Annotated in this window: 21 protein-coding genes; 10 read left to right on the top strand and 11 right to left on the bottom strand. The window is 65.7% G+C overall.

What is annotated here, in order from left to right:
* Positions 1-18: 18 nt before the first annotated feature.
* On the bottom strand, positions 19-1605 hold the full coding sequence (locus FHW85_RS19045; RefSeq protein WP_210427866.1) for a cyclic nucleotide-binding domain-containing thioredoxin-disulfide reductase: 1587 nt from the start codon (positions 1603-1605) through the stop codon (positions 19-21).
* A gap of 186 nt (positions 1606-1791) precedes the next feature.
* A complete protein-coding gene (locus FHW85_RS19050) occupies positions 1792-2064 on the bottom strand; it encodes a hypothetical protein (RefSeq protein ID WP_168649313.1) in 273 nt (90 codons plus the stop codon).
* Between FHW85_RS19050 and FHW85_RS19055 the strand changes: the two genes are divergently transcribed.
* The 4 genes from FHW85_RS19055 (at position 2063) to FHW85_RS19070 (ending at position 6826) form a co-directional block, all read left to right on the top strand.
* Positions 2063-3505, top strand: coding sequence for a DUF6438 domain-containing protein (locus FHW85_RS19055; RefSeq protein WP_168649314.1), 1443 nt, complete (start codon positions 2063-2065; stop codon positions 3503-3505). The two genes, FHW85_RS19050 and FHW85_RS19055, sit on opposite strands and share 2 nt — an antisense overlap.
* Positions 3506-3580: 75 nt before the next feature.
* Positions 3581-4981 carry an ATP-binding protein gene (locus tag FHW85_RS19060; RefSeq protein WP_168649315.1) on the top strand — a complete coding sequence of 467 codons (1401 nt, stop codon included), beginning with the start codon at positions 3581-3583 and terminating at the stop codon, positions 4979-4981.
* Positions 4978-5643, top strand: coding sequence for a response regulator (locus FHW85_RS19065; RefSeq protein WP_168649316.1), 666 nt, complete (start codon positions 4978-4980; stop codon positions 5641-5643). The genes FHW85_RS19060 and FHW85_RS19065 overlap by 4 nt, the downstream gene beginning before the upstream one ends.
* Positions 5644-5725: 82 nt before the next feature.
* Positions 5726-6826: a S41 family peptidase gene (locus FHW85_RS19070; RefSeq protein WP_168649317.1), complete on the top strand. Its 1101-nt coding sequence runs from the start codon at positions 5726-5728 to the stop codon at positions 6824-6826.
* 41 nt (positions 6827-6867) lie between these two features.
* On the opposite strand, the gene FHW85_RS19075 is transcribed toward FHW85_RS19070, so the two are convergent.
* From FHW85_RS19075 to FHW85_RS19105, 7 genes are all read right to left on the bottom strand, one after another.
* A complete protein-coding gene (locus FHW85_RS19075; RefSeq protein WP_168649318.1) occupies positions 6868-7344 on the bottom strand; it encodes a PhzA/PhzB family protein in 477 nt (158 codons plus the stop codon).
* A gap of 220 nt (positions 7345-7564) precedes the next feature.
* Positions 7565-8410: a PhzF family phenazine biosynthesis protein gene (locus tag FHW85_RS19080; protein ID WP_168649391.1), complete on the bottom strand. Its 846-nt coding sequence runs from the start codon at positions 8408-8410 to the stop codon at positions 7565-7567.
* Positions 8411-8415: 5 nt separating this feature from the next.
* On the bottom strand, positions 8416-9045 hold the full coding sequence (locus FHW85_RS19085; RefSeq protein ID WP_168649319.1) for a pyridoxal 5'-phosphate synthase: 630 nt from the start codon (positions 9043-9045) through the stop codon (positions 8416-8418).
* Positions 9046-9047: 2 nt separating this feature from the next.
* On the bottom strand, positions 9048-9422 hold the full coding sequence (locus FHW85_RS19090; protein ID WP_168649320.1) for a hypothetical protein: 375 nt from the start codon (positions 9420-9422) through the stop codon (positions 9048-9050).
* Positions 9419-11275: an anthranilate synthase family protein gene (locus FHW85_RS19095; protein ID WP_168649321.1), complete on the bottom strand. Its 1857-nt coding sequence runs from the start codon at positions 11273-11275 to the stop codon at positions 9419-9421. The genes FHW85_RS19090 and FHW85_RS19095 overlap by 4 nt, the downstream gene beginning before the upstream one ends.
* Positions 11272-11898: an isochorismatase family protein gene (locus tag FHW85_RS19100; protein WP_168649322.1), complete on the bottom strand. Its 627-nt coding sequence runs from the start codon at positions 11896-11898 to the stop codon at positions 11272-11274. Before FHW85_RS19100 ends, FHW85_RS19095 begins: the two co-directional genes overlap by 4 nt.
* Positions 11899-11951: 53 nt before the next feature.
* Positions 11952-13370: a 3-deoxy-7-phosphoheptulonate synthase class II gene (locus tag FHW85_RS19105; RefSeq protein ID WP_168649323.1), complete on the bottom strand. Its 1419-nt coding sequence runs from the start codon at positions 13368-13370 to the stop codon at positions 11952-11954.
* A gap of 222 nt (positions 13371-13592) precedes the next feature.
* Between FHW85_RS19105 and FHW85_RS19110 the strand changes: the two genes are divergently transcribed.
* The 5 genes from FHW85_RS19110 (at position 13593) to FHW85_RS19130 (ending at position 20058) form a co-directional block, all read left to right on the top strand.
* Positions 13593-14639: a methyltransferase gene (locus FHW85_RS19110; RefSeq protein ID WP_168649324.1), complete on the top strand. Its 1047-nt coding sequence runs from the start codon at positions 13593-13595 to the stop codon at positions 14637-14639.
* 202 nt (positions 14640-14841) lie between these two features.
* On the top strand, positions 14842-15171 hold the full coding sequence (locus tag FHW85_RS19115; RefSeq protein WP_167253053.1) for an antibiotic biosynthesis monooxygenase: 330 nt from the start codon (positions 14842-14844) through the stop codon (positions 15169-15171).
* Between the two features lie 66 nt (positions 15172-15237).
* A complete protein-coding gene (locus FHW85_RS19120; protein ID WP_168649325.1) occupies positions 15238-16464 on the top strand; it encodes an FAD-dependent monooxygenase in 1227 nt (408 codons plus the stop codon).
* 56 nt (positions 16465-16520) lie between these two features.
* Entirely contained in the window at positions 16521-18185 is a 1665-nt protein-coding gene (locus tag FHW85_RS19125) for an NAD(P)/FAD-dependent oxidoreductase (RefSeq protein ID WP_210427859.1), read from the top strand.
* Between the two features lie 1075 nt (positions 18186-19260).
* Positions 19261-20058, top strand: a complete 798-nt coding sequence (locus FHW85_RS19130) for a LuxR C-terminal-related transcriptional regulator (protein WP_168649326.1) — start codon at positions 19261-19263, stop codon at positions 20056-20058.
* A gap of 7 nt (positions 20059-20065) precedes the next feature.
* Here FHW85_RS19130 and FHW85_RS19135 read toward each other — a convergent pair whose 3' ends face one another.
* Positions 20066-20758 carry a Sir2 family NAD-dependent protein deacetylase gene (locus FHW85_RS19135; protein WP_168649327.1) on the bottom strand — a complete coding sequence of 231 codons (693 nt, stop codon included), beginning with the start codon at positions 20756-20758 and terminating at the stop codon, positions 20066-20068.
* Positions 20759-20878: 120 nt separating this feature from the next.
* Here FHW85_RS19135 and FHW85_RS19140 point away from each other — a divergent pair, with 120 nt between their 5' ends.
* Positions 20879-21634, top strand: coding sequence for an SDR family oxidoreductase (locus FHW85_RS19140; RefSeq protein ID WP_168649328.1), 756 nt, complete (start codon positions 20879-20881; stop codon positions 21632-21634).
* On the opposite strand, the gene FHW85_RS19145 is transcribed toward FHW85_RS19140, so the two are convergent.
* Positions 21625-23187, bottom strand: coding sequence for a glycoside hydrolase family 30 beta sandwich domain-containing protein (locus tag FHW85_RS19145; protein WP_246866818.1), 1563 nt, complete (start codon positions 23185-23187; stop codon positions 21625-21627). The two genes, FHW85_RS19140 and FHW85_RS19145, sit on opposite strands and share 10 nt — an antisense overlap.
* Positions 23188-23248: the final 61 nt, after the last annotated feature.

Genomic DNA, 23248 nt, shown 5'->3' on the forward strand with positions numbered 1-23248 from the left:
GGGCTTTCAAGGCAAGCCTCAGCCGTTCAAATGAGTCCATACCTTCGAAATAACGACGGACCCCTCGCCCACCGCCGAAGCCACCCGCTTCACCGACCCCGCCCTTACATCCCCCACCGCAAAAATCCCCGGCTGCGACGTCGCATAAGGCGAATCCGCCCCCACCGCATCGCCCGTTTCGACAAAGCCTTTCTGATCCAGCTTCACCAGCCCCGACAGCCAGGACGTATTCGGCTCCGCCCCCACCATGATGAAGAGCGCACACGTCGGCAGCGTGTAATCCGATCCATTGATGCTGTTATGCACGGTGACGGCATCGATCCGTTCGCCACCATGCAACAGGCGCACCGAGGAACCGTATTCGATGGTGATCTTCGGGTCCGCTTCCAGTCGGCTGGACAGGTAGCTGGACATCGACGACGCCAGCGAGGTGCCGCGGACGAGCAGGCGGACGCGGTTGGCCGAGCGGCTGAGAAACATGGCGGCCTGCCCGGCAGAATTGCCGCCGCCGATCACCAGTGCCTCACCATCCTTGCAATAACGCGCTTCGTTTTCCGTGGCGGCGTAATACACACCAGCCCCTTCGAACTCCGCCAACCGGTCGATCGGCAGCCGCTTATATTGCACCCCCGTCGCCACCACGATGGCGCCAGCCAGGATGCGCTGCCCATTGTCGAAGGTCGAACAGAACTTGCCGTCCTCGCGCCGCTCCACGCTCACCACGCGCCGCGGCATGATGAAGCGCGTGCCGAACTTCATCGCCTGCACTTCGCCGCGCCACACCAGGTCGGCGCCGGAAATACCGGTGGGAAAGCCCATATAGTTTTCGATCCGGCTGGAGGTACCGGCCTGGCCGCCGACCGCGAGGTCCTCCACCACGATCGCGCTCAAGCCTTCGGCGCCGGCATACACGCCAGCCGCCACACCGGCGGGGCCTCCGCCGACAATCAGCACGTCCACCGCCTCCTCGTCGGCCAGCTCGAAACTCAAGCCCAGCAGCTTGGCGATCTTGTCCGGCGTCGGTTCGTTCACCACGTGATCGCGGCCGAAGATCACCGCTGGCCGGTCCGCGGGAATGGCGCAGCTGGTGGCAATGCATTGGGCTTCCGCGCTGCCCAGCGCGTAAGACGCATACGGCAAACGGTTGCGGCTGGCGAATTCGCCGACGCGCTGGATATTCCGGTCCAGGTCCTCCCCGATCAGCACCAGGGTGCCGTCGCGCTCGTCGAGCTGGCGGCGCCGGCGTGCGGCGAAGACGGTGATGATGATGTCCGACATCTCCGGGATCTCGGACATCAGCCGCAGCATGGCGGTGCGCGGCACCTGGAGCACGCGGGTGTCCTTGACCGCGCGCATCGGCAAGGCCCACACGCCGCCATTAAGGAAGGAAATCTCGCCCATGAACTGGGTCGGTCCCAGCGTGGAAGGGAAATGGCGTTCGCCCGTAAAGGGGTTCACCACTTCGATCTCGCCGTCCTCCACATAGACGAAGCGGTCGATCGGGTCGCCGAGCTGGACGACAAACTCGCCCGCCGCATAGCGCACCTCGGTACCTTCCGCCCGCATCGCCGCGACGTGCGTGCTGGCCAGCGGCACGCGTTGCATTTCCCTCAGGTCGCGCCCGATCGTTTCCACTTCGATTCTCCGTTGGTACGTGTCTTTACCGGACGTAGGTTGGGGTGAGCCACAGGCGAACCCCAACAGTACGATGCGTCCGAGTGTTGCTCGTCGACATAGATCAGCCCCTCGTTCCGGGCGGCCAAAGACAGCTTGTAAGCCATAAGCGCCCCGCTATCTCTTCAGGAGTGTAAGCCCGAGCCCCTGGGATTCGATGGTCAGCGAGAAACTTTCTCTGTTGAACTTGCCGGGGAAAAAAACTTCCGCCCTGTTTCCCGAAGCGGTACGAACAACCAGCCGTCCATCCTCGAGGCTGATTCTGTAATCGCCCAGCGCAACCGGCTCATGCGGCGGCGTGCCCGCATTTATCTGCTTGTTCTCGATATCCGTCATCACAACCCCCTTTGCGAAAGCGAATGGTCCCGCCGAACGGGGCATCGTGTCCATGGACAACACCCTGCCGTCGCCTTCGGCCAACTTCCGACCCCCTCCGGAGCCGGATAGACTCGCCAGGTCAGACGCCTGCGCAAACAACGATTCGGGGGAATCCATGGCTGCACGTAGTTTCCGTCTGTCCGGCATGATCAAAGCCGCATCCCTGCTTGCGATCACGGCAGCTATCGCACCGACGGCGGCGAGCGGCACGGACAAGGTCGAAATCAGCCTCACGCGCTCCGCCTGCTTCGGCGCCTGCCCCGCCTACAAGCTGACCATCGATGGCCACGGCCTGGTGCATTTCACCACCGGCACGGATCCGGTCGACGAAGTGGACAAGCTGCACCGGCGCTACGCCCGCGCCAGAGGCGTGCTGCTGCCGGGTACGCATGAGGATCGGATCAGCCCCGAAGCCGTGCAGGCGCTGCTCAAGCAATTCGAAGCGGCCAATTTCTGGCGGCTCAAGAACGAGTATCGAGCCTTGGCCACCGACAGCCCCACCCAGGTGATGAGCCTCACGGTGGGCGACCGCCATAAGCGCGTGGTCGACTATATGGGCACCGAGGCCGGTATGCCCGATGCGGTGCGCAACCTGGAAGAGGCGGTCGACCGCGTCGCCGGCAGCGACCGCTGGGTGAAGGGGACCGCCGGGCTTATTCCTTGGCTGGAGCAGGCGCATTTCGATTTCCACTCGAACCAGGCCACGGTATTGGCGCTGGACGGCGAAGCCGACCAAGCGGACGAAGCTACCGTCCTGGCGCTGATCGAACGCGGCGCGCCGCTGGATCAGACAGCCTTGCCGCCGGGAATCCTGCCGGGTGAAGTCACGGTTGCCGGCGTCAGCATGATCGAAGACTCGATCCGACGCGGACACGCGGAGGTGTTCAAGCGCCTGGCGAAAGACGGCTGGCTCGATCGCTTCGGCAAGGCAAAGGCCGCCGAGAGCTTTGCCGACACCGCGGCCGGCTGCTCTCCTGCCTTGGTCGATGCATTCGCCGATGCCGGTCTCGATATCGATGCCGCCCCGGCTCGCAACGCCGATAGCGATGACGAGCAGCAAGAGCGGACGGCGCTGGCAAAGCTCGCGGCTACCTATAACTGCTGGGAAGACAACTCCGCCCGCATCCGCACCGCCGAGCGCCTGCTTGCACGGGGCGCCCATCCCAACCACCGCGACAGCAAGGGCCGCACGCCGCTGTACGGTGTGGAAAACCTGGACCTGCTCAACGTGCTGCTCGCGCACGGCGCCGATGCCTCGCTGAAGTCGAACGACGGCAACAGCATGCTGTTCGGCAGCTGGACCGACGCCATCGTGCTGCGCCTGCTGGAAGCCGGCGCGAGCCCGAAGGGCCGGTATGACGATGGCAGAACGCTGGCCCAGCAGGCCAAGGCCAGAAATATGCGGCGGGTGCAGCAGTGGCTGGCGGCGCATCCAGAGGCGCTGCGGCGCTGATCGGCGCGACGAAGGCCTAGCCGGCACACGACGGCTTGCCTAAGCTGATGCTCTTCCTTGCACGGTATCGCGCCTTTGAAGCTATCCATCGGCTACCGCCTGTTCCTGGCCATCTGGCTGACGATTATCGTCGCCGGGGCGCTGGGTGTGGAGCTGGTGCGGTGGCGGCTGCTGGACAACTTTGCCGAGCACCGGCTCGATACCGACACGCACTTTCTCGACACGCTGGGCGCCGCGCTGGAGGCCAGCTATCGGCAGCAGGGCGACTGGTCGTTTCTTCCCCGCGATACCGCACAGCGCAAGGCCTGGTTGCGCGACGCGTACGAGCGCTCGCGTACCGGCGCGCCCGATGCAAAGTCCGGAGCCTCGAGCGTGGCCTATCGCATCGGGCTGACCGATACGCGCGGCCGGTATCTGGCGGGCGCCGTCGCATCCCCTTGGCTGATCGCCGCTACCTCGATCGATCGTGCCGCGCACCCGCTGAGCGTCGATGGCCGCGCGATCGGCAGCCTGCTCGTGGCCTATCCGCAGCACCCGGACGATGCGCTGGCCGTCGCCTTCCTGATCGATCAACAGAGCCGCCTGGCCTGGGCGCTGGTCGCTGCCCTGCTGCTCAGCATCGGCGTCGCCTGGCTGCTGGCCGTCCATGTGCGCCGCCCGATCATGCAACTGGTCACAGGTGCGCGCAGGCTCGAACACGGCCAGTTCGCGACGCGCATCGAGGTGACCCGCACCGACGAGCTGGGCGAACTCGCCAGCGCCTTCAATCGCCTCGCCGCGCGCCTGCAGGAGGTGGAGCGGATGCGCCAGCAGTGGATCGCGGAGACCTCGCACGAGCTGCGCACGCCGCTGGCGGTGCTGCGCGCCCAGATCGAAAGCGTGCAGGACGGTGTGCGCGCCGCCACGCCCGGTCATCTGAGTTTGATGGAGCGGCAGGTGCATTCGCTCAACCGGCTGGTCGATGACTTGCACGAGCTGGCGCGCGGCGATCTCGGGCAAACCCGCTACGCGCTTGCGCCGCACGATGTGTGGCGGATGGCTTGCGAGGTCTTCGCCGACTTCTCGGCGCGCTTCGGCACCCACGATCTGCAGGCATCGATCGGCGCCGCGCCGTCGAACTGCGTGGCGCCATGCGATGCCGCCCGCATCCGGCAGGTGCTCGCCAACCTGCTCGAGAACAGCGTCCGCCATACCGCCGGCGGCGGCAGCATCGCGCTTACCGGCGCCGTCGTGGACAACACCATCCGCATCGTCGTCGACGACTCCGCCCCGGGCGTTCCGGCGGCATCGCTCGAACGCCTGGGCGAACGCTTCTTTCGACTGGAGGAATCGCGCAGCCGCAGCTCCGGCGGCTCCGGCCTGGGTCTCGCCCTGTGCCGGCAGATCCTCGCCGCGCACGGCGGCCGCCTGGTGTTCGCGCCTTCTCCGCTAGGTGGCTTGCGCGCCACGGTGATCCTGCCCCTGGACGACCGATGACCGCACGGATTCTGATTGTCGAGGACGAAAGCGAACTCGCGGCCATCGTCGCCGACTATGTCGCCGCGGCTGGATATACCGCCGAGGTGATCGGCGACGGCAAAGTCGCGCTCGAACGCGCCACCAAGGCCATGCCCGACCTGATCGTGCTCGATCTGATGCTGCCGGGGCTCGACGGGCTGTCGGTGTGCCAGGCCCTGCGTGCGTTCTCGGAGGTGCCGATCCTGATGCTGACCGCCAGAGTCGAAGAGGTCGATCGCCTGCTGGGCCTCGAAGCCGGCGCCGACGATTACCTGTGCAAGCCGTTCAGTCCGCGCGAGCTGGTGGCGCGCATCAAGGCCATTCTGCGCCGCACGCGCGCCGAGGCCACGGATCGTCCGCTGTTGCGGATCGACGAAGCCGCACGATCCATTCGCGTCGGCGCGCATGCGCTCGATCTGACGCCGAGCGAGTACCACCTGCTGGCGACGATGCTGCGGCGCCCCGGCATGGCGTATTCGCGCACGCAGCTGCTCGACGTGGTCCAGCGCGACAATCTCGACGCCAACGACCGCACCATCGATACGCACATCAAGAATCTGCGCCGCAAGCTCGCCGCCGTGCTGCCGGAGGTGGAGATCATCCATTCCATCTACGGCGTCGGCTACCGCGTCGACTGGTAACCCCGCCACCACACACAATTTCCCCACATTGTCCCCGCAGCCTGTGCTGGCCGGGCGATCGCGCCCATACACGAGAAGTGCAATGAACAGGCGAACGGGGATCTTCGTGGCGATGGCTGCGCTGGGCATGGCGGGCCTGGGGAGCGTGGCGGTGCTGGCCTGGCCTGGCGGGCCGAACCAGGGTCCGCCGCATGAGCCGCCGCAGAAGGACATGGCCATCGACAAGGCCGCGCGCGATGCGGTGCTCGAAGGTGTCATCGCCAAGCTCGATCGGGGTTACGTCTTTCCCGACAAGGCAGTAGCGATCGAGAAGGACCTGCGAGCACGCATGGCGCATGGCGATTTCGATGCGATCGATAGCGCCCAGGGCCTGGCCGAACGCCTGACCGATCTGCTGCAGGGCACGACCAGCGACAAGCATCTGGAGGTCCGCTATTTCGAGCAGGCCATTCCCGCGAGCGCCGATGGCGGGCCGTCGCCGCAGGAGCAGGCCGCCGAAGACCTGCACCAGAAACAGGTCAACTACGGCTTCGCCAACGTCGGCCGCCTGCATTTCAATATCGGCCTGCTCGAACTGCATGCCTTCGGCCGCCCGCAGCACACGGCCGAACGCACTGCCGCCGCGATGAGCCTGCTGGGCGATACCGATGCGCTGATCGTCGATCTGCGCGAATGCCATGGTGGCGATCCCGATACGGTGATGCAGGTGGCCAGCTATCTGTTCGACCAGCCCACCCATCTCAACGACATCTACTTCCGCGACGAAGGCCGCACCGAGCAACGCTGGACCACTGCCAGCGTCACCGGCAAACGCTATGGGCAAACGCGACCGCTGTATGTGCTGACCAGCGGCGAGACCGCGTCCGGTTGCGAGGACTTCGCCTATGCGCTGAAGAACGCCGGCTGCGCCAGGATCGTCGGCGAGGTGACCGCCGGCGCCGCTCACGCCGGTTCGCCGCAGCGCCTGACCGAGCACTTCATGATGTTCGTGCCGTCGGGGCGGCCTATCAATCCGGTGACGCATGGCGACTGGGAAGGCACCGGTGTCATCCCGGATATCAAGACCTCCGCCAAAAAGGCGCTCGACACGGCGCAGCTGAAGATCCTGCAGGGCATGGTAGCGAGCGAACGCGATCCGGCGCGCAAGGACGAGATGCAAAGGAGCATCGGCGAACTGCAGTAGCGCCTGCCACCGCAGGATGGAACCTGGCCACCCGCCTTCGCTCAGGCGGGAATGCCCTCGCGCTTGATCGCGGGAAACGGAATGCCCAGCGCGCGCATCTGCTCATACGGATTCATGAACTCGCGGCCCTGCTTGATCTTCCCGTTCTCCATATGGAACGAGTGGATAAAGTGGTTGCGGTAGATGCCCGGCGGATAGCCCGGGAACAGGATCTGGCCCTCGCCGTCGCATTCGACCCAGAAGCGGTTGGGGTCCTGGGTTTCGAAGATCTGCACGTTGGTCCATTGCCAGTCGGGGAAGCATTGCAGCGACCAGGCGCCGTGGGCCTTCAGGGCTTCGTGGCCGTAGGAGGCGATCGGGCCGCCGGTGTCATTGGTCCACAGGCCGCCGCTGCCGTCTTCGGTGAAGAGCTGGTAGCGGGTGAGGCGGCCTTCGCCGCGGCGGCTGAAGTAGTCTTCGATGACGCGGCGGTGTTGGGCGCGGAGGTCTTGGTCGGTGGTGAAGCTGTTGGTCGACATGGATAGTCCTCTTGTCTGTGCGTATGCCTTCAAAACTTGGAACTCTTCGCCCCTCCGGGGAGAAGATGCCGGCAGGCAGATGAGGGGCGGGTGCTCGTGGTGGCGCTTCTACGGAGGGAAGAAAAAGCTTTTGGGTTTCGCGCCCGTTCGCTCACGGCTCCGCCCGGCCCCTCACCCCAGCCCTCTCCCCAGAGGGGAGAGGGGGTAGGTTGCGGGCGCGCTATGCCTTCCAGCGCAGCAGCTCGCCACGCGCTACTACCGTGGCGGCGCCGGAGACTTCGATCGGGCCGATCGCGTCCATCGAGCCATGGATCGTCGCCCGCATCAGCGAGCGCCTTCCCATCTCGACACCCTGCAGAATCTCGATGGGGGTGCCGAACTCCAACAGCCCATGCCGTATCAGATGCAAGGCCAGCGGCCCCGCCGCCGACCCCGTCGCCGCATCCTCCGCCACGCCATAGGCCGGCGAAAACATCCGCATGCGCCAATGCCGCCCTGCCCCGGCAAAACAGTTCACCGCCACATCGGGCAGGGTCGCCAGCACGCGCAGATCCGGCTTTACCGCCGACAGCGCCTCGACCGTCGGCAGCCCGACGAAAACATGCCGCGGACCGATGCGATACACCTCGACGGGCAAGGTCGAACCCTCGATGCCCAAGCCATCGATCAATACATCAGCGTGCTCGTACGGCAACCACGTCGGCACCGGCTGCACCATCGACGCCGCGCGCACCACGCCTTCGCCGTCGCGTTCCAGCTCGAACGGTATCGTGCCCATTGCCGTGGCCATCCGCAGCGTGCCGCTATGCCCGCGCTGCCCCAGCACCACGGCCGTGCCCAGGGTCGGATGCCCCGCGAACGGCAACTCGTTCACCGGCGTAAAGATCCGCACGTGCACGTCGGCACCGGCCGGCGGCGGAAACACGAACGTCGTCTCCGACAGGTTCAGCTCCCGCGCGATCCGCTGCATGTCCTGCGCTTCCAGCCCTTGCGCATCGAAGAACACCGCCACCGGATTCCCTTCCAGCGGGTTCTCCGTAAACACATCCGCCACGGCATAAGGCATCGCTTTCAAGGCTGCAGCCTCCGCCAGTTCCAGGCCTGTCCGTCGCGGTCGTAGCGCAGGCGCTGGTGCAGGCGGTCCGGCGCGGCGTGCCAGAACTCGATGCTCTCGGGGGAGATGGCATAGCCCACCCAGCCATCGGGCCGCGGCAAGCCCAGCGAGGCAGCGAGCAGCGCGTTCGCTTCGTCGCGCAGCGCGGCCTCGTCGTCCAGCGGCGCACTCTGGCGCGACACGAACGACATCGCATTGGTGGTGATCGGCCGGCGGCCCCACAACGCGTCGGAGACCTCGGTCGACACCAGGCGCGTCGGCCCGGCGATGGTGATCTGCTGCTTCGTCTCGCGCCAATACAGCACGCCCGACGACCAATGCGTCTCGTCGATCTCCCGGCCCTTCTGGCTATGCCGGTGCGTGGTGAAGATCAGCGCATCCGGCCGCACCTCGATCACGTGCACCATGCGCGCGGAAGAGCGCCCCTGCGCATCGGAAGTCGCCAGCGCCATCGCGCCGCATTCCGGCACGCCCAGCTCGCGCGCCGCGTCGAACCAGCTGCGGATCACCGCCATCGGATCGGCCGGCGGCGCGCCGAATACGCTGGTATCGCGCGCGGCCACCGTCGCCACTTCGTACTCGGCCATGGTCAGGCGCCTCCCCGCGGAAAGCCGACCGGCGCATGCCCCGGCGCCGGGGCACCGGTGCCGGCCAGGCCAAACCACGCGGTGGGCGAGCCCTGGTCGATCAGCGCTTCGACGTCGAAGCTGGAACGCCAGGTCGGCGGATAGCCGATCAGCTCCGTGGCGCGGTTCGGCGGCAGCGACTGGCTCATCGCCTCGTGGTGCTCCCACAGCACCACCGCGCCCCACAGGTTGTTGGCGGGGTCGGAGATCCAGAACTTGGTGCGCATGCCGGCAATCGCTTCCCACGGCGCCACGCCTTCCCCATGCAGGTAGCCGCGCAGCGATTCGATGGTCTGCGCCGAGCGGTCGAGATTCCACCAACTTATCGTAGCGATCATGATGAGAGCACTCTCTTGACGTTGGATGCGATGATGTCGACGCCGCGCCGCGTCAGCAGCGATTCGGCGTGGAACTGGATGGAAGCGAAGCGGTCGCCGCGCAGCGCGTGCACTTCGTTCGAGGCCAGGTCGCGGCTTACTTCCACATTGCCGGCGCCCTGCACGTTGATCGCGCTCGCCTCGCACTTGGCGACGAACGAGTTGTAGAAGCCTACCCACTCGCGGCTGCCGAACAGGTCGATCTCCTTCTGCACGCCCTGGTTCGGCTCCGCGCGCGGCACCAGGTCCAGGCCCAGCTCCAGGCACAGGATCTGATGGCTGAGGCAGACGGCCAGGAAGGCCTTGCGGCGCGCCAGCAGCTCGCCCATCGCGTGGCGCAGGCTCGCCACGCGGCGGTCGCGCACGTCGCGCGGATCGCCGGGCCCCGGCCCCAGCACCGCCACGTCGCAATCGCTGTCGAACAGATCCGGATCGGTGCAGCTCTTGATGGTCACTTCCAGGCCGATCGCTTCCAGCTGCTGGGCCAGCATGGCGGTGAAGGCATCTTCGGCGTCGATGATCAGCGCGCGGCGTCCACGCAGCGACGGGTCGACGCAGATGCGCTGGCTGCTGTCGGTCAGCCAGAAGTTGGCGACCGCGCCGTTGCGCTTGCCGAGCGCGGCCTGCACCGCCGGCACACCGGCAAAGCTGCGCGTCGCCTGCACGCCCAGCGCGGCGAGCAGCGCTTTCGCCTTGGCACGCGTCTCCTCGGCCTCGGCGTGCGGCTGCGAGTGGCGGACAATGGTGGAGCCGACGCCGATCTTCATCGAACCGTCGGCGGCGATCTCCGCGGTGCGGATCAGGATCGCCGAATCGAGCCGTTCTCCGCCCGCGGCATCGTTGCCGATCAGGGCGATCACGCCGGCATAGAAGCCGCGCCCCTCGCGTTCCTGCCGCGCGATCACCCGGCAGGCGTTCTCGATCGGGCTGCCCGTCACCGTCGGCGCAAACAGCGTCTGCCGCAGCACGATGCGCGCCTCGGCCTGCGTGCGGCCTTCGATGTAGTACTCGGTATGCGCCAGGCGCGACATCTCTTTCAGGTACGGTCCGCGCACGGTGCCCCCGGCCGGACAGAAGTGCGCCATCATCTTCAGCTCTTCGTCGACCACCATGTAGAGCTCGTCGACTTCCTTCTCGTTGGTTAGGAAATCGAGCACGCCGTCCAGCGTCGGCCCGGTCGACGGATACCGGTAGGTGCCGCTGATCGGGTTCATGACGGCGACGCCATCCTCGACGCTCACATGCCGCTCCGGGCTGGCGCCGATAAACGTGCGGCCGCCGACGTGCACCAGGAAGGTCCAGTAGGCGCCGGATTCCTGCACGGCCAGCCGGCGGAACCCCGCCAGCGCGGTAGCCAGTGAATAGCCGTGCAGCTTGGCCCGGTAGGTGCGCTTCAGGACGAAGTTCGCCCCTTCGCCATGCCCGATCTCGTCGTGGATCACCCGGCGCACCGCTTCCTCGTAGGCCTCGTCCTCCATGTCGAACGCACCTTCGGAAAGGTGCAGCGCCACCTCGGGGAAGACTTCGAGCACTTCGTCCAGCGGATACACCTCGCGCTCGCGGATCTGGATCGCGCACAGCCGCTCGCCGTCGTCGATGCAGGCAAAGCCGCGCTCGCGCAGCTGGGCGTAGGGAATCAGCACCAGCACGCCGTCCTTGGACTCGCCCGTCTCCGGCAGGTCGACGAAGGATTCGCAGGTCCGCGCGTGCCCCGCGTAGACCTCGAGCAGGCGCGGACCGGTGCCGCTCTCGCGCACGATCAGCGCGAACGCGTCCTTCAGGCTGCCGCTGACAATCCGTTCGAGCAGGCTCATTGCACGACCTCCCCGGTGGTGAGGACGACGGCGCAGCAGCGCGCCGCATGCTCCAGCGCCATCAGATGGCGTTCCAGCGAGAAGTCGGCGGTGGCGTCGGCCACGACGAAGGTTTCGATGTCGTGCGAGAACGACTCCAGCGCCGTGGTGAGGATGCCGATGTGCGCATACACGCCGCCGATGATCAGCTGGTCGCGCCCATGCACGCGCATGCGCGCCTGCAGGTCGGATTTCCAGAACGCGCTGTAGCGCCACTTCTTGAACACCCAGTCGCGGTCTTCCGGCGCCAGCTCGTCGATCACGGCGCGATCCTCCGGCGCCACCTGCATGCCGTCGCCCCAGAAGTCGCGCAGCAGGCCGCGCTCATCGCGACTCATGCCGCCCGGCTGCGCCGTATAGGCCACCTGCATGTCGTGGTCCAGCGCGAAATCGCGGATGGCGCGGATGTTGCGGATCAACGGCACATCCAGGCCGGCCTGGCGCAGCGGGCGCAGAAAGTAGCGCTGCATATCGTGGATCAGGAATACCGCGCGGGACGGATCGATGGTCCAGCGCGGGATATTCCGCGGCAGTTGCCCGGACACGGGCAGGGTGTAAGCGCTGATCGCGGGAATCCCGGTCATGGCGTCTGCAAACCTCTTGATGTCGATAAGGCGCGAGTCGAAAGAAGCGCGGGTCAGATAACGGCGACAGGCCGGGGGCCGGTGGCGGTGCGTTCGACGGCCTTGGGACCGGAGCGCTCCGCCTTGGTGATCAGCATGGCCAGCTCCATCGCCTGCTCGTAGTTGAGGCGCGGGTCCACCGCCGACTTGTAGGCGCGCGGCAGATCCTGCTCGGTCAGGCTGCGGGCGCCGCCCAGGCATTCGGTCACGTCCTCGCCGGTCATTTCCAGATGCACGCCGCCCAGGCGGGTGCCTTCGGCCGCGTGGATCTGGAAAGCGGTTTCCAGTTCGTAGCGGATATTGTCGAAATGCCGCGTCTTGATGCCGGTGGGCGTGGTTTCGGTATTGCCGTGCATCGGGTCGGCGACCCACAGCACGTGGCGCCCCGCGCGGCGCACCGCTGCGAGCAGCGGCGGCAAGGCTTCGGCGATGTGCTTGCGGCCCATGCGGGTGATCAGCGTCAGGCGGCCCGGCTCTTCGTGCGGGTTGAGCACTTCGATCAGCTGCAGCAGATCGTTGGGCTTGGTCGAAGGCCCGACCTTCAGGGCCACCGGATTCTGCAGGCCGCGGAAGTACTCGACGTGCGCGCCGTCGATAGCGCTGGTGCGCATGCCGATCCACGGCAGGTGCGTGGACAGATTGAACCAGCCGCGGCGATGCGGCACGCGGCGCGTCACCGCTTCCTCGAACGGAAGCAGCAGCGCTTCGTGCGAGGTGTAGAAACCTGCGCTGACGCGCTCGGTGCCCATCTGCCCGCCCAGCGCATGCAGGAAGCGCCAGGAATTGGCGATTTCCTCGACGGCCGTGCGGTATTCCAGCGCACGCGGCGACTGGTCGATCCAGTCCAGCTGCCAGTACTCCGGATGGCGCAGGTCGCCGAAGCCGCCTTCGAACAGCGCACGCGTGAAGTTCAGCGTCAGCGCGGAGAAGGCATAGGCCTGGAACATGCGCTCCGGATCCGGCTGCCTGGCGAACGCATCGAATTCCGGCGCATTGACGATATCGCCGCGGAACACCGGCAAGGTTTCGCCGCCGATGGTTTCCTGGTCGCTCGAACGCGGCTTGGCGTACTGCCCCGCGAAACGGCCGACGCGGATCACCGGCTGCTTGAGTCCATGCCCCAGGATCAGGCTCATCTGGAACAGCACTTTCAGGCGATTGACGATGGTGTCGGCATCGCAATCGCCGAAGCTCTCCGCGCAATCGCCGCCGTGCAGCAGAAAGCGGCGGCCTTCCTGCGCGTCGGCCAGCGCGCGCTTCAGTTCCTGGATCTCGCCCGACGTCACCAGCGGCGGCAGCTTGCCGATGCGCCGCACGACCGTATCGAGCCTGGCGCCGTCCTCGTACGTAGGCTGGTGCAGCGCCGGGCGTGCGCGCCAGGACGACGGATGCCAGCCGCCGTTCTCCCGCGTGTGGCTGTGTTGACTGCTCATCTCACCGACCTCCGTGTGCGACGACATGGATACGCCGGCCCTGACCGGCGGTACGCGATGCAGCGCCGATTTGCATCGGCGGATCGGCAAGCTAACAAAACGCATCGGGGCAAAGAACCGTAGAAAACCCGGTAAGCGTCGCCGGTGCATGTGCATTACGTTGCGCACGCCAGCTACCGCGACTGGCCTACGCCATCGCCCAACCAACCCGAGGAGCGCCACATGTCAACGCAAGCCGAAGCCGTGCGCGAGACGCACGCCGCCGCCGACGTACCGCCGCATTACCAGCTGCTGCAGATGATCACCGGTTACTGGATGACGCAGTCGATCTATGTCGCCGCCAAGCTCGGCATCGCGGATCTCGTCGCCGACGGCCCGCGCCAGGTGGACGATCTTGCGCGCGCCTGCGGCGCCCAGGCGGACCTGCTCAACCGCGTGCTGCGCGCGCTCAGCAGCGTCGGCATCTTCACCGCGCACGGCAAGGACAGCTACGGCCTGACGCCGCTGGCCAACCTGCTGCGTTCGGACCTGCCCAACACCATGCGGCCGCAGGCCATCATGCATGGCGAGGAGCAGTACCGCGCCTGGTCGCACGTGCTGCAGAACGTCAAGACCGGCGAGATCGCGTTCGAAAAGGAATACGACAAGACCTACTTCGGCTATCTCGCCGAGCATCCGGAATCCGACCGCGTATTCAACGAAGCCCAGGCCGGCTACACCAAGGAAGTGGCGGGCGCGGTGGTGGATGCCTACGACTTCACGCCGTTCGCCACGGTGGTCGACGTCGGCGCCGGCTACGGCCCCATGCTGCTGAAGCTGCTCGGCCGCTATCCGCATCTGCGCGGCATTCTGTTCGATCAGCCGCACGTCGCCGACGCCGCGCTGGCACGCATCCAGGCCGCGGGACTCACCGGCCGATGCCTGGCCGAAGGCGGCGATTTCTTCGCCGCGGTGCCGCCGGGCGGCGATGCCTACATCCTGTCGCTGCTGCTGCACGACTGGGACGAGGAGCGCAGCATCGCCATCCTCAAGAACATCCGCCGCGCCATGGCGCCGAACGGCCGCCTGCTGGTGGTGGAGCTGGTGCTGCCGGAAGGGCAGACGCCGTTCTTCGGCAAGTGGCTGGACCTGCATATGGCGGTACTGCTCGGCGCGCGCGAGCGCACGGCCAACGAGTTCCGCGATCTGTTCGCGGCGTCGGGTTTCAAGCTGCAGCGGATCATCCCCACGTCCACCGGCATGAGCATCGTCGAGGCGGTACCGGTCTGAAGACACGCAGCGATGTGGACATGCCGTGAACTTCGCCGGTGCCGATCGCACTCGGCGAACGCAGCCAGACGAGTCCGTAGAAATTACCGATGTGCTGCGCCGTTCCGCTCGCTACCGTCGAATACGCCCCGGCACCGAGCAGCGTGCCGGGTGTCTACCGAGCCATCGACTGGCCATACCCCCGTACGTCAAGGAATTCATCATGACCAAGAAGCAAGCCGTTATCCGCGCCGACGAGACCGTCACCTTCATCAGCGTCTTCGACGTGGAGCCGGAGAAGCAGCAGCAACTGATCGACGTGCTCAACGAAGGCGCCGAGAAGGTGATCAGCAAGCGCCCGGGCTTTATCTCCGCCAGCGTGTTGGCCAGCAAGGACGGCACCCGCGTCGTCAACTACGCGCAGTGGAAGTCGCTGGACGACGTCAAGGCCACCCGCGAAGACCCCAACGCCGCGCCGTTCGCCAAGCGCATGGCGGAACTGGCCAAGGCCACGCCGAACGTGTTCACCGTGTCGTCGGTGCATACGGCCTGATCGCGCCGGAACCGGGCGCCGCTCGGCGCCCGGTTCCAACCGCTGCCTGCCCTGGGAGGGGATTGCATGAAGTCGTCCGCGCAACAGCCGCGCATTCTTATCGCCGGAGCAGGGATCGGCGGCCTTGCCTGCGCCCTCGCCCTGCATGCGGCGGGCTTCCGCGACGTGATCCTGCTGGAATCGGCACCGACCATCGAGCGCGTCGGGGTGGGCATCAATGTGCAACCCGCGGCGGTGGCGGAGCTGAGCCTGGTGGGACTGGGCGACGAGTTCGAGCGCAGCGGCATCCGCACGCGCGCCATCGCCTACCTCGACGAGTTCGGCCGGCAGCACCGCAGCGAGCCGCGCGGCACGGCGGCGGGGCATCGCTTTCCGCAGTACTCGCTGCATCGCGGCGATCTTCAAGCCATGCTGCTGTATGCGGTGCGCGACCGGCTCGGGCCGGAAAGCGTGATCGGCAGCGCCCGGGTGGTCGCCTTCTACGAATCGGACAACACGGTCACAGTGCGGCTGGCGTCCGGTGCGGCGCTGGGCGTCGACGAGATTTCCGGCGACTTGCTGATCGGCGCGGACGGCATTCATTCCAATGTGCGGCGCCAGCTGCATCCTGAGGCGATGGCCGTGCGTTCCGGCGGGCTGCAGATGTTCCGCGGCGTGACCGAGCTGCCGTCGTTCTTCGATGGCGAGACCATGATCGTCGCCAACGACAGCAGCAAGCGGCGCCTGATCGCCTACCCCATTTCCGCGCGGCATGCGCAGCAGGGCCGGGCGCAGGTCAACTGGGTCTGCATGATTCCCGACGAACTGCTGCCGTCGAGCTCGGATGTGTGGTCGCGCGAACGCATGTCGGCGCAGGACGTGCTTCCCCATTACGCCGGCTGGACCATGGAGACGTTCGACCTGCAGGCGATGCTGGCCGGCAGCGACTCCGTGCTGCGGCAGGCCATGGTCGACCGGCCGCCGCTGCCGTGGTGGGGCAAGGGCCGCGTGACCTTGCTGGGCGACTCGGCGCATCTGATGTATCCGGTCGGCGCGCATGGCGGTTCGCAGGCCATCGTCGATGGCTTCGAACTGGCCGACACGCTGGCCGCCAGCACCGACCTGGTGCAAGGCCTGCGCGACTACGAGATCCGCCGGCAGGCACCGACCAGCAGCATCGCCCAGGCCAACCGCGACCGCGATGCGGCGGAGCGCTCGCTGGCCGCGGCGGCGGGCGCCGACAAGGCCGCCGAGATCGACCGCATCACCCGCACTTACAACGCCGTTGCCGAGCGCTCCCCGCGCAACGGCTAGGCCAAGCTTTTCCGTGCCGTACGCAGGACCCAAGCCATTCTCAAGGAGGTTATGTCGTGGACATCGATCGGAAACCCGCAATTGACGCCATCGTGATCGGCACCGGCATTGCCGGCATCTATGCGCTGCACAAGCTGGGCAATGAGCTGAAGCTCAAGGTGCGCGGCTTCGAGAAGGGCGCCGGCGTGGGAGGCACCTGGTTCTGGAACCGGTACCCGGGTGCGCGTTCGGATACCGAGAGCTTCGTCTACCGGTATTCCTTCGACCAGGAAACCTACGATGGCTGGAACTGGACGCAGAAGTACGCGTCGCAGGGGCAGATGCTGGCCTATTTGAATGCCGTGGTGGATCGGCATGGCCTGCGCCCGCTGATCCGCTTCAACACCCGCGTGGTAGCGGCGACCTTCGACGAGGCACGCGGCGTCTGGGCCGTGGAGACCAGCGACGGCGAGGTGGTGGAGGCGCGCTACCTGGTCACCTCCGTGGGCGTGCTGTCGAAGCTCAACAAGCCGAATCTCCCCGGCCTCGATCGTTTCGAGGGACGCCAGGTGCATACGGGTGCGTGGCCGGACGACCTGTCGCTGGAAGGCAAGAAGGTGGGCGTGATCGGCACCGGCTCGACCGGCGTGCAGTTCATTCCCGCGGCAGCGGCGGTGGCCGGGCACCTGACGGTGTTCCAGCGCTCGGCGCAGTACTGCGTGCCGGCCGGCAACGACCAGCTGTCGCCCGACTTCATCCGCGAGTACCGCGCCAACTTCGGCGGCTACTGGGACCAGCTGCGCCAGACCCGCATCGCCTGCGGCTTTGCCGAAGCCGGCGTGGCGGCCATGTCGGTGTCCGCCGAGGAGCGCACCCGCGTATTCCAGGAGCACTGGGATGCCGGCAACGGCTTCCGCTTCATGTTCGGCACGTTCTGCGATATCGCGATCGATCCGGCGGCCAACGAGGCGGCCTGCGATTTCATCCGCGAGAAGATCGCCACCATCGTCACCGACCCGGCCACGGCCGCGAAGCTCTCGCCGCGGGAACCCTACGCCAAGCGCCCCGTCTGCGCCGACGGCTACTACGAGACCTACAACCGGCCGAACGTCGAGCTGGTCGATCTGAAGGCGAACCCGATCGCCGAGGTCAACAAGCGCGGCGTCCGCACCGCGGACGGCAAGCAGCACGACCTCGACGTGCTGGTCTATGCCACGGGCTTCGAATGCGTGGAAGGCAGCTATCGCGAAATGCGCATCGCCGGCCGCGACGGCAAGCTGCTGGTCGACCACTGGGGCGACCGGCCCTGCAGCTATCTCGGCATCAGCGTGCACGGCTTTCCCAACCTCTTCATGGTGCTGGGGCCGAACAGCGTATTCAGCAACCTGGCGCCGGCGATCGAGACCCAGGTGGACTGGATCGCCCATCTGGTGGGCCGCGCCGAGCAGCTGGGCCAGCTCACGGTCGACACCGATGCGACGGCCGAGGACGAGTGGACGGTGCAGTGCGAACACATGGCCGCATACACGCTGTTCCCGCAAGTGAAGTCGTGGATCTTCGGCGCAAATATCGAGGGCCGGCCGAACCGGGTGCTGTTCTTCTTCGGCGGGCTGGCGGCTTATCGTGAAAAGCTGGCCGAGATCGTGTCGAGCGGCTACGCGGGATACAGCTTTGCGCCGGCGGCTTTTCATACGCCGTTGCGGGCGCCTTCGAGCGATAGTGTGGCGACGCCGATTGCCTGAGGGCGTGGCGGTTTCATGGCAGTCCAGTTGGGGGCTGCGAGTAGGACGGCTATCGCGATCGGCCATCGCGGTAGCTGTTTTTTTGCGCACATCACCGTTGCGCTCCGGCCGTACCCTCACCCCTCTCCCAGCGGGAGAGCAACGGTCTTGCCTCGCCGTCTCATTTTCCATCCCGGCGTAGGCCGGACGAGCGCGTAGCGCGAAGAACGCCCGCAGGGCGGCCCCGAAGGGGTGAGCGAAGCGAATCATCCAGTGACTGTCTCGCTCGGTTGTTGCGTTGCTGGTTGAGTGTCTCGCCGTTGGCGAGGGTTTCGTGCCGCTGCCGCGGCCCGACTTACTTTCTCTTGCGTGCCCAAGAGAAAGTAAGCAAAGAGAAGGGCACCCTGCTTGGCGCCCTCAGCAGCAAAGCTGCTGAGGGCGCCAAGGGGACCCGGTAGATCAAGAGCAGAAGCGCACCAGCGGAACGCCGCGGCTGCGCCGCGAGCTCTTTGCTCGGTTTTCGCGTTAATCGACATCCCCCTCTCCCCCGGGGAGTGGGCCGGAGTGACGGTTCAATACCCGCACCCCTGGAGCTCCCACCCGTTACACGCCGCATTCACACCGACATTAGTCATAGTCGCCAAATTCATTAAGGCGAATGGCCGCATGTTCATTAGTCAACATACGTTTGTGAAGCATCTGTCGAGGCGCTCGGAATTAATCTTATTAATGCGCCTCGGCGAAATGCGGAAACAAAGCAACGGTTAATCACGTCACGAAACCGAAACTGGTTTCGTGTTTACTTTCATCCCCTGCCGAAGGGTTGACACGAGAGGCTTCGACGGAGCCCGGCACTCGCGACTGCACCGCGCAGGCCGCGGGCGCTCGATGCTGCGCGAAACAGCTTGATACAAGGTGTTTGTGCATTTGGCCGTAATACAAATGACAGATAGGCGCAGATGTTTTTGCCGCGTATAACGCCTGCGCCGATGAAAAAGGACGATCACGACCGGCCGCACTTTATTTCGGATAAAGCACAGGCCGCGGGCGATTAAGTAATTACGCCATTGATATCGATACGCAAGGAGCCAAAGCCATGCCGCAAGCCATTAGCAGACAATTAGCTTCCATTATCGACCAGATACCTGGCGCCTGCGGCTGCAAGGACGAACACTCGATTTTCCTTTACGCGAATCAGGAGTTCAAAGCCATCGCCGGACTGCGTCCGGACGAGCCGATCGCGGGCCTCACCGACTTCGACTTGCCCGGCGACATGGCGGTGCATGCACAGACCTTCCGCGAGCAGGACCAGTACGTGCTGGAACGCAAGACGCCGATGACCACCTTCAACGTCTATCGGATGAAATGCGCCCGCATCAACGCCTTCCTGGTGACCAAGAAGCCGTTCGTGGACCTGGAAACCCAGACCTGCGGCGTGCTGTTCCACCTCACCGACATGTCCGCGCTCAACACCGGCCTGCTCGGCCCTTACCGCAGCAATGCGCCGCGCGTGTTCAACGACCTGGACCAGCCGGGCGGCGTCAGCTACGTGATCGCCGGCGGCGATACGGACCTGGACATCACCCGCCGCGAGTACGAAGTGCTGTTCTACATGCTGCGCGGCGCCACGGCGAAGCGCATCGGCGATTTCCTGTCGATCTCCTCGCGCACGGTGGAGCAGTACGTGACCTTCCTCAAGGAGAAGTTCAACGTGCTGACCAAGCAGGACCTGATCGAGAAGGCGATCCAGCTGGGCTATTACTACGTGATGCCGGAGTCGGTGTTCCGCACGGTGACGCGGCCGCCGGCCGCGCATTACCCGCGGCACGAGGCGGTGAGCAGCCTGCATTCGGTGCGGGGTGGCGTGCGGGAATCCCGGCCGGCCTCCAGGTAGTACGGACCTACACCGGCTTGCGCCCTTCGAGCCAGCACTTCACCACATGGGGCACGACGGTCGCCGCTGCTCCTCTGAGAAATTTGAAGCCGTAGGGAATCTCCTGCGGCTCGGGCGAGACCAGGTATTTCTCGGCGCGCCATGGCGCTTTCTCGACCAGGCCGGCGGCGGGGTAGACGGTCAGCGACGTGCCGATCGTGATCACCCGCGATGCCTCGGCGAAATGTTCGGCGCATTCATCCATATGCCGCACGTTCTCGCCGAACCAGACGATATCCGGCCGCAGCTGGCTGCCCTTCCCGCACAACTCGCCCAGTTCGATCGTGGGCTTGTCCAGTACGTGGACCAGCGAAGCATCGATCGAGCTTCTGGCCTTCAGTATCTCTCCATGCACATGGATGATCTTCGATGAGCCGGCGCGCTCGTGCAGGTCATCGACATTCTGCGTGACCACGACGACGTCGAACTGCTCTTCCAGGCGCGCAATGGCCTCATGCGCGGCATTGGGCCGCGCCGCCAGCACCGCCTTGCGGCGCTCGTTATAGAAATCCAGGACCACTGCGGGATTGCGCTTCCACCCAGCCGGCGAAGCCACGTCCTCGATGGCGTACTCGCCCCACAGGCCACCCATGTCCCGGAACGTCTTCAAGCCGCTTTCGGCGCTGACACCGGCGCCGGTGAATACCACGATCTTTTCCATGCTTACCCCTGCGCAGGTCTGCGCCAATTGCATTTTTACTAAGTCAGATTGCAACTATTTCTATTTCATATCCCGCTCCATCTCCATAGATTGGCTGCACCCACCGACAGGAGAAGGGTCATGTCCGGCAGATTCGAAGGCATGGTATCCGTCATCACCGGCGGTACCTCTGGCATCGGCCTTGCCACCGGCAAGCGCTTTGCCGCCGAAGGCGCGCGGGTCTATATCACCGGCCTGCAGCAGGCAGAACTGTGCGCGGCGGTAGCGGCTATTGGGCCGATGGCCAGCGGGGTCCAGGCAGACTCGACCCGTTCCGACGACCTGGACCGTCTCTACGAACGCATAGAGAAGGAGGCCAGGCGCATCGACATACTGGTCGTCAATGCGGGGCGCGGTTCCCAGCTTGCGCTCGGCTCCATCACCGAGCAGCACTATGACAATATCTTTGACCTCAATGTGAAGGGCGTGCTTTTTACAGTACAGAAAGCCTTGCCCCTATTGAGAGAGGGTGCATCCGTGATCCTGGTTTCCTCTACCGCCGGCAGCAAGGGAGCGCCGGGATCCAGTGTGTACAGCGCCTCGAAAGCCGCGATACGCAACCTTGCCCGCAGTTGGACCCTGGATCTCAAATCGCGCGGCATCCGGGTCAATGTCATTAGCCCAGGCCCGATCAAGACACCTCTCCTGCTCGGGCTTGCAGGCGTCAATCCGGCAGACCAGCAGGCCTTCCTCGAAATTCTCGCCTCACGAGTGCCGCTCGGTCGCGTTGGCGAACCTGAGGAAGTCGCATCGGCAGCGGCGTTCCTGGCCTCCTCCGATGCTTCCTACATTGCCGGATCGGAACTCTTCGTCGATGGCGGATTCGCTCAGGTCTGATCGGAATGCCCACCCTCGGCCAGCCCGGTGCGGTGCGCGCCCTTCAGCCACTGGAATGCCCGCCGTATCCAGCTGGCGGCCAGGTCCGAATTCCACACGAAGGTCCCGACACTGCGCCCCGGCATGGTGTACTCGAAGCGGGTCGGTCCCTCGGCCACCGTCACGGTGCGCGGCGCCGCATGGGTGTTTACCATCACCAGCACGATCGAACCGTCCGCCTCGTTCTGGAAGGCGACATTGGCAATGCCCTTGTCGGCATCGGTGTCGGTGGACTTCACGCGCACGGCGCCCGGCAGCACGAAGCGGCTGAAGTGGGCCAGGGCGTAGTACTCGTCGTTGCGGCTCACCGCGCCGGTCCTGGAATCGATCGTCACCACGCCCTTGCACAGATCGCAGCCGCCGAAGTGCGGGCCGTGGTTCTCGTCCAGTGCCAGGTTCCAATAGATCACGCCGCGCGCCCACTGCTTGGTGCCCAGCACCAGCAGATTGCGCGTGAACCAGATCAGCTCGCCATTGACGCTCGAGGCCCAGTCGCCGCCGGAGCACTCGGTGAGGTAGGCATCCTTCTGCGGGAACGCGCGATGCACTTCGCCCTGCGCGTACTGGCTGCCCTCGTAGCAATGCCAGGCCACGCCGTCGATATAGCGCGCGGCGTCGGCGTTGTTCAGCACGCTGGTCGGCTGCTCGGGGTGGCTCCAGTTGTGATCCCATTCCAGGATGCGCGTTTTAGGCCGGCGGTTGGCCAGCTTCGGGCCCAGGTACTGTGCGACGATCCGCGTCCGCGTCTCCGGCCCCATCTCCATGCCGGGATACGTCACCGGCGTAAAGCTGGGCTCGTTCTGCAGGGTCAGCGCGAAAATGGGAATGCCGAAGCCGCGGAAGGCGTCGAGATATTTGACGAGATAATCCGCGTACGTGCTCTCGTACTGCTCCAGCAGCTCGCCGCCGATCAAATTCTCGCTGGTCTTCATCCACGCCGGCGCACTCCACGGCGAGGCGACGATCAGCAGCGCGGGATTCACCGCCAGCGCCTCGCGCACCGCCGGGATCACCTCCTGCTGCAGATTCGGCGTGATATTGAAATGCGCCAGGCCCGGGTCCGTCTGGCCGAACGGCACGTCGTCCAGCGTGTAGGGCTGCAGGGAGAAATCGGAGGCGCCGATGGTCAGGCGCAGCATGTTGAAGTTGAGGTTCGGCGGCGGCCCGAACAGCTCGTGCATCAGCGTCGCGCGCTGCAGCACGCTGAGCTTGTTCTGCAGCAGCCAGGCCGAGGCATCGGTCATGGCCGCGCCGAAGCCGGTCATGCTCTGGTAGGTGGTCTTGCGGTCGATGATGACGTCGGCGTCCTGCTCGCCGCGGATGCTCATCTCGATATCGGGCTGCGGTTTCAGCTGCAGGCGGCGGTCTTCGGTGCTCAGCCACAGCTCGACCGAAGGCATCACTGGCCGCGCGGACGTGACGATCCTGGATTTGACGGGGGCGCCTTCGAAGCGCGGAACGTAGAGCGCACCCAGGGTGAGCAGGGCGATCAAAGCGATGAAGACGGCGGCCATCCGGCCGGTTTCCGATCCTCGCTCATCCATGGTGCTTGAAAACCCTGTCGCCTGCGCTGCA

The sequence above is a fragment of the Dyella sp. SG609 genome (assembly GCF_012275375.1).
GTDB classification, from domain to species: Bacteria; Pseudomonadota; Gammaproteobacteria; order Xanthomonadales; family Rhodanobacteraceae; genus Dyella_D; species Dyella_D marensis.